The sequence below is a fragment of the Streptomyces colwelliae genome (assembly GCF_048158785.1).
Lineage (GTDB): Bacteria > Actinomycetota > Actinomycetes > Streptomycetales > Streptomycetaceae > Streptomyces.
Window position 1 is genome coordinate 1 of sequence record NZ_JBLTJC010000506.1, and the last position, 6,319, is coordinate 6,319.

A 6,319-nucleotide genomic window follows, 5' to 3' on the forward strand; every position below is an offset into this window, starting at 1 on the left:
GCATCCGGGTAGCCGTAACCACCGGGCGGCTGGGCGCCGTAGGGCTGCGGGGCGGCCGGCTTGGGGGCCGGGACGAGGGCGGCCTGGAGGGCCGGGACGAGAGGGGTGGCGATGGCGCCGCCGGTCATGACGAGGGCGGCGATGAAGCCGAGGATGAGGCCGGCGCCGGCGCTCACGTTGTCGCCGACGTCCACCAGCGTCCAGAACAGGGCCCACGCGGTGAGGACCGTGAACGCCACGCCGACTGTCCCGAGGTCCAGGCCCGCGACCTTGCGCGGCTGCGGCAGACAACGGTTGACGACGATGAGAGCGGCACCGATGACGCCGCCCATGTAGGTGCCGAGGCCGTTACCGAGGCTCGTCCACGCGGTCACGTCCAGGTCGAACCCCTTGGCCGTGTAGAACTTGAGGAAGGACGCGATGAAGAGCAATACCGCTGCTCCGATCACCACGCCGTCGCCTCGTGTGAGGGAGCGGATATTCACTTCAGGTCCTTCGTAGGTCGTCTCGTCGTCGGTTGACCCTATCGTCCACCCTGCCAGGGTGTCCGCCCGGATCAGCCCGCTGATCGCTACCCGCGCAGGAAACTCACGATTCCCTCAGAGATCCCCTGCGCCGCCTTCTGTCGCCAGGCGCTGTTCGTCAGCAGTGCGGCATCCTTGCTATCGCGCATATTGCCGCACTCGATGAACACCTTGGGAACCGTTGACAGATTGAGACCGCCCAGGTCCTTACGCGTGACGAGACCGGTGCCGTCGCCGATGTAATTCGAGAACTGTTCACCTGTCGCGCGACGGTAGTCGCCCGCGATGCCCCGGCCGAGAGCGGCGGAGGGGGCGACGATGGCGCGGGTGTCGGCGCCGCCCGCGTGGACCGAGCCCGGCAGGATCACGTGGAAGCCGCGGTCGCCGACCGGTGCGCCGTCCGCGTGGATGGAGATCGCGGCGTCCGCGTGCGCGTCGTTGCCGATCCTGGCCCGCTGGTCGACGCACGGACCCCAGGACGGCGAGTCGCCGTCGTGCGTCAACTTCACCGTGACGCCCTGCTTTTCGAGAAGTGCCTTCAGCCGGTGGGACACGTCCATCGTGAACTGGGCTTCCGCGTAACCCGCGTTGGTCGACGTCCCGGTCGTGTCGCACTCCTTCCAGTTCGTACCGATGTCCACCTTGCGGTTGATCTCGGCGCTGTGCTGGAAGTTGGTGACGTTGTGCCCTGGGTCGATGACGACGACCTTGCCCTTGAGGGGACTTGGGCCCGGCGGCTTGTCGTCGTTGGACGCCGTACCCGTCGGGGAGGCGGGCGCGCCGGACGAGGCGGCGGAGGAGGCGGACGCGTTGCCCGAGCTGTCACCCGGGCCGCCGACGGCCTCGTACACGAACCACCCGATCAGAGCCCCCGGGACCAGCGCGGCCAGCGCCACGGTCAGGGGCCCTCGACGGGGACGGCGGGGCTGCGGGGGATCGAAGTCCGGACCTACGTACGACACGGGAGCCACCCTAGCCGCCCCACAGAGTGGGTTTGCCGAAGCGGCAACAAGAGTCGTGGGGTGGCGGCGCCGGGGCGGAGGATCAAGGGACCAGCCCCCGTCACGGAGGACACACGACCATGGTCAAGGAAGCCGTCCACCGGCTCGTCCCCGCCCCCGCCGGCCGCATCCACCTCGTGGAACAGGGCACCGGCCCCCTCGTCCTGCTGGTCCACGGCTTCCCGGAGTCCTGGTACTCGTGGCGCCACCAGCTCCCGGTACTGGCCGCGGCGGGCCACCGCGCGGTCGCCGTCGACGTACGCGGCTACGGCCGCTCGTCGCGTCCCGCGGACCCGTCGGCGTACCGGATGCTCGACCTCGTCGAGGACGCCGTCGCCGCGGTGCACGCGCTCGGCGAGCGCTCCGCGGTGATCGTCGGCCACGACTGGGGCGCGGGCATCGCGGCCCACTCCGCCCTCCTGCGGCCGGACGTCTTCCGAGCCGTAGCACTGCTGAGCGTCCCTTACGCGCCCCGCGGCGGCCCACGCCCCAGCGAGATCTTCGCGGGAATGGGCGGGGACGAGGAGTTCTACGTCTCCTACTTCCAGCAACCGGGCCGCGCCGAGTCCGAGATCGAACCGGACGTACGCGGCTGGCTCTCCGGTTTCTACGCCGCGTTCTCCGCCGACACGATGCCCGCGCCCGGCACTCCCGACCCGCACTTCGTGAGCCGGGACGGCGGGACGCTGCGGGAGCGCTTCCCGACGGAGGCAGGGACACCCGCGTGGCTGGGTGAGGCCGAACTCGACGTCTACGCGGGCGAGTTCGAGCGGACGGGTCTGACCACTGCCCTGAACCGCTACCGGAACATGGACCAGGACTGGGAGGACCTGGTGGCCTACGACGGCGCACCGATCACCCAGCCGTCCCTGTTCCTCGGCGGTTCCCTGGACGCCTCCACCACCTGGCTGTCCGACGCGATCGCCGCGTACCCGGCGACCCTGCCCGGCCTGCGTGGCTCGCACATCCTGGAGGGCTGCGGACACTGGATCCAGCAGGAGCGCCCGGCAGAGGTCAACCAGCACCTCACCAACTGGCTGGCGGAGCTGCCCAGTTGACCTCAGATACCGGTACCGGTGCGCCGTAGGACACGCAGGGAGCCGGAAACCGAGACCTCCGTGAACGCGCCGGACTCCAGTGCCCGGAGATACACGCGGTACGGCGCCTGCCCGGTGAACTCGTCCTCCGGGTCCGGGAACACGTCATGGATGACGAGCAGCCCGCCCTCGGCGACATGGGGCGCCCACCCCTCGTAGTCACCGTTCGCGTGCTCGTCGGTGTGACCGCCGTCGATGAAGACGAGGCCGAGCGGGCTGCCCCAGATCCGCGACACCTGCGGCGAGCGCCCGACGAGCGCCACCACGTGCTCCTCCAGCCCCGCCCGGTGCAGGGTCCTGCGAAACGTCGGCAACGTGTCCATCAGCCCGATCTCCGGGTCGACGGTCTCCGGATCGTGATACTCCCACCCCGGCTGCTGCTCCTCACTGCCCCGATGATGGTCCAGGGTGAGCGCGGTGACGCCGGCCTCGCGGGCAGCATCGGCGAGGAGGATCGTGGAGCGCCCGCAGTAGGTCCCGACTTCGAGCAGGGGGAGGCCCAGCCGCCCGGCTTCTACGGCGGCGGCGTAGAGCGCCAGTCCCTCACCGGCCGGCATGAACCCCTTGGCGCCCTCGAACGCGGCGAGGATCTCGGGCTTGGGTGTCGGGGACATGGGGTTCCTCTCGATAAGGGGTGCGGTGTGGCTTTGGCTTTTAGGGGCGCGGGGAACTGCGCGACCAGCCCCCACGCGCCCGCAGACGCAAAACTACCGACTACGCGCTGACAGTCTCACCGGGCAACGACAGATCCAGGTCAACCGCGACGGAGTCCCCCGCGTGCGTCGCAGACGAGGCCAACGGACCGTGCCCCGAAGCCCGCGCCGCCAACACATACGCCCCCTGAGACGGCACAGAGATCACATAACTCCCGTCCTCCTCGGAGAGCGTCGCCCCGGCCTGCCGACCACGACGGTCGATCAGTGTGACCTTGGCCCGAGCGACCGGAACACCGTCGGCGCTGAGTACCCGCCCCCGGAACCCCCGCAGAACCTCCTCGGCCCGCTCAAGGTTCGCCTCCTCCTCGCTGCTGAAGTTCAACTGCGGCGCCCGGTTCGGCTTGGGAAGGAACAGCGCCATCAACAGACCCACGGCAACCGAACCCGTGGCGATCAGGAACGACACGTGGAAGCCGTGCATGGTCGGGACGGCGACCCCGTTCACATGGTTCGCCGTGTTCGCCAGCACCATCCCGATCACCGCGCTGGACACGGACGTACCGATGGACCGCATCAGCGTGTTGAGCCCGTTCGCCGCACCGGTCTCGGACGCCGGCACCGCCCCCACGATCAACGCGGGCAACGACGAGTACGCGAGCCCGATCCCCGCACCCAGCACGACCGCGATGACCAGCGACTGCCACGCCGCGCTCATCAGGCCGAGCCCCGCGCCGTAGCCGATGCCGATGATCAGCATGCCGAGGATCAGGGTGACCTTGGGGCCGTACTTCGCGGAGAGACGGGCGTAGACGGGGGCGGTGAACATCATCGTCAGGCCGAGCGGCGCGACCAGCAGACCGGCGGTGACCATCGACTGGCCGAGGCCGTAACCGGTGGCCTTCGGCAGCTGGAGGAGCTGAGGCAGGACGAGGGAGACGACGTAGAAGGAGACGCCGACCATGATCGAGGCGAGGTTGGTGAAGAGCACCGCCGGGCGGGCCGTGGTGCGCAGGTCGACCAGCGGGGCCTTCAGGCGCAGTTCCATCACGCCCCAGAGGAGGAGTACGACGGCGGCCGCGGCGAACAGGCCGAGCGTGGTGCCGGAGGTCCAGCCCCAGTCGCTGCCCTTGGTGATGGGCAGGAGGAAGAGGACGAGACCGGCGGAGAGGCCGATCGCGCCGAGCACGTCGAAGGTGCCCTCGGCGCGCATCGGGGACTCCGGTACGACGAGCAGGGTGAGGCCGATCGCTAGGACACCGAGGCCGGCGGCGCCGTAGAAGAGGGCGTGCCAGTCGGCGTGCTGGGCGACCAGGGCCGCGGCGGGCAGCGCGAGGCCGCCGCCGACGCCGATCGAGGAACTCATCAGGGCCATCGCCGAGCCGAGCTTCTCGCGGGGCAGCATGTCGCGCATCAGGCCGATGCCCAGCGGTATCGCGCCCATCGCGAAGCCCTGGAGCGTACGGCCCGCGATCATCGTGAGCAGGTCGCTGGTGAGGGCGCTGACCAGCGCTCCCACGACCATGATGGACAGGCTGGTGATCAGCATCCGGCGCTTGCCGTAGAGGTCGCCGAGGCGGCCCATGATCGGCGTGGCGACGGCTCCGGACAGGAGAGTCGAGGTCAGGACCCAGGTGGCGTTGCTGGGCTCGGTGCTCAGCAGCTGCGGCAGGTCCTTGATGACCGGGACGAGCAGGGTCTGCATCACCGCGACAACGATGCCCGCGAAGGCGAGCACCGGCACGACGGCGCCGGACGGCCTCCGTGCGGGCTGGTCGGTCGACGTGTGCGTCATGGAGTAGGGCCTCCAGGCCGTAGGTGTGGCGGGATCCGTGCGGGGCGGACTGAATCCGTGCGGGCGAACCGATCCGTGCGAGATAAGTGCACGGTAAACCTCGTATGCACGGGCAACTATTCCGATGCTTCGGCGTACTAACGAATCCTTGACCGTCCCATGAATATCTGACCTGCCGTCAGGTCTGGTCATTCACTGGAACGTGTTCTAATCTCGCCCGCCATGAAGGCCTATGTCGCAGGCGTCGGGATGACGAGGTTCGAGAAGCCCGAGACCCGGGAGTGGCAGTACTGGGACATGGTCCGCGAGGCGGGGAACGCCGCCCTCGCGGACGCCGGGATCTCCTACGCCGACGTAGAACAGGTTCCCGTCGGCTACTGCTTCCAGCCCTCGACCGCCGGCCAGCGCGCCGCCTATGAACTAGGTCTCACCGGCATCCCCGTCTACAACGTCAACAACAACTGCGCCACCGGCTCGACCGCGCTGATGCTGGCCCGGCAGCTGGTCGAGGGCGGGGCGGCCGACTGCGTGCTGGCACTGGGCTTCGAGAAGATGAAGCGGGGTGCGCTCGGCGGAGGCGCGGACGGCGGTGCCCGCGGCGGAGCCGCTGATGACTGGAGCGCCACGTCCCCCGTCGCCCGGCACTACGGCATCATGGCCGCCCGCCACGGCTTCGAGATGACCCCGCCCACCGCCCAGATCTTCGGCGACGCGGCCCGCGAACACATGGAGAAGTGCGGCACGACCGAGGCCCAGCTCGCCGCCGTCGCCGCCAAGAACCACCGGCACTCCGCGCACAATCCGTACGCCCAGTTCCAGGACGTGTACGACGTCGACGACATCCTCGCGGCGCGGGTCGTCCACCACCCGCTCACGAAACTCCAGTGCTCACCGACCTCGGACGGGGCCGCGGCGGCGGTCGTGGTCTCCGAACGTTTCGCGGAGGAACGGGAGTTGGGTACGGGTACGGGTACGGGTATGGGGACGGGTGCGGGCTCTGGCTCGCTCGTCGAGATCGTCGCCCAGGCGATGACCACCGACACCGAGGACTCCTTCGCGTCGGGCTCGTGCATCGATGTCGTAGGGCAGCCCATGTCGCGGGCCGCCGCCCGCCAGGTCTACGAACGGTCCGGGCTCGGCATCGAGGACGTGGACGTCGTAGAACTCCACGACTGCTTCTCGATCAACGAGCTGCTGACGTACGAGGCGCTCGGCATGTGTGAGCCGGGGGAGGCCGGGAAGCTCGTCG

Annotated in this window: 6 protein-coding genes; 2 read left to right on the forward strand and 4 right to left on the reverse strand. The window is 69.4% G+C overall.

The annotated features are described in order from the left end of the window. Together ACNFOC_RS49145 and ACNFOC_RS49150 are read right to left on the reverse strand one after the other, a co-directional pair. Positions 1-485 (reverse strand): DUF5336 domain-containing protein (locus tag ACNFOC_RS49145; protein WP_521986923.1); only part of this gene is annotated, 485 nt, incomplete at its 3' end. Between the two features lie 86 nt (positions 486-571). Beyond that, a complete protein-coding gene (locus ACNFOC_RS49150; RefSeq protein WP_416965501.1) occupies positions 572-1,486 on the reverse strand; it encodes an N-acetylmuramoyl-L-alanine amidase in 915 nt (304 codons plus the stop codon). A gap of 119 nt (positions 1,487-1,605) precedes the next feature. Here ACNFOC_RS49150 and ACNFOC_RS49155 point away from each other — a divergent pair, with 119 nt between their 5' ends. Then, a complete protein-coding gene (locus ACNFOC_RS49155) occupies positions 1,606-2,583 on the forward strand; it encodes an alpha/beta fold hydrolase (RefSeq protein ID WP_416965502.1) in 978 nt (325 codons plus the stop codon). 2 nt (positions 2,584-2,585) lie between these two features. Here the strand turns inward: ACNFOC_RS49155 and ACNFOC_RS49160 are convergent, their stop codons facing one another. Together ACNFOC_RS49160 and ACNFOC_RS49165 are read right to left on the reverse strand one after the other, a co-directional pair. Continuing rightward, entirely contained in the window at positions 2,586-3,236 is a 651-nt protein-coding gene (locus ACNFOC_RS49160) for a class I SAM-dependent methyltransferase (protein ID WP_416965503.1), read from the reverse strand. Between the two features lie 100 nt (positions 3,237-3,336). After that, complete coding sequence (locus ACNFOC_RS49165; protein ID WP_416965504.1) at positions 3,337-5,070, reverse strand: MFS transporter; 1,734 nt, start codon at positions 5,068-5,070, stop codon at positions 3,337-3,339. A gap of 222 nt (positions 5,071-5,292) precedes the next feature. Between ACNFOC_RS49165 and ACNFOC_RS49170 the strand changes: the two genes are divergently transcribed. Continuing rightward, positions 5,293-6,319: thiolase family protein (locus ACNFOC_RS49170; protein WP_416965505.1), on the forward strand; the 1,027-nt coding region annotated here is incomplete at its 3' end.

Bases quoted from the DNA above. Each gene is read 5' to 3' on its own strand.
- ACNFOC_RS49155 (WP_416965502.1), top strand. From the start codon at position 1,606: ATGGTCAAGGAAGCCGTCCACCGGCTCGTCCCCGCCCCCGCCGGCCGC.
- ACNFOC_RS49160 (WP_416965503.1), bottom strand. From the start codon at position 3,236: ATGTCCCCGACACCCAAGCCCGAGATCCTCGCCGCGTTCGAGGGCGCC.
- ACNFOC_RS49165 (WP_416965504.1), bottom strand. From the start codon at position 5,070: ATGACGCACACGTCGACCGACCAGCCCGCACGGAGGCCGTCCGGCGCC.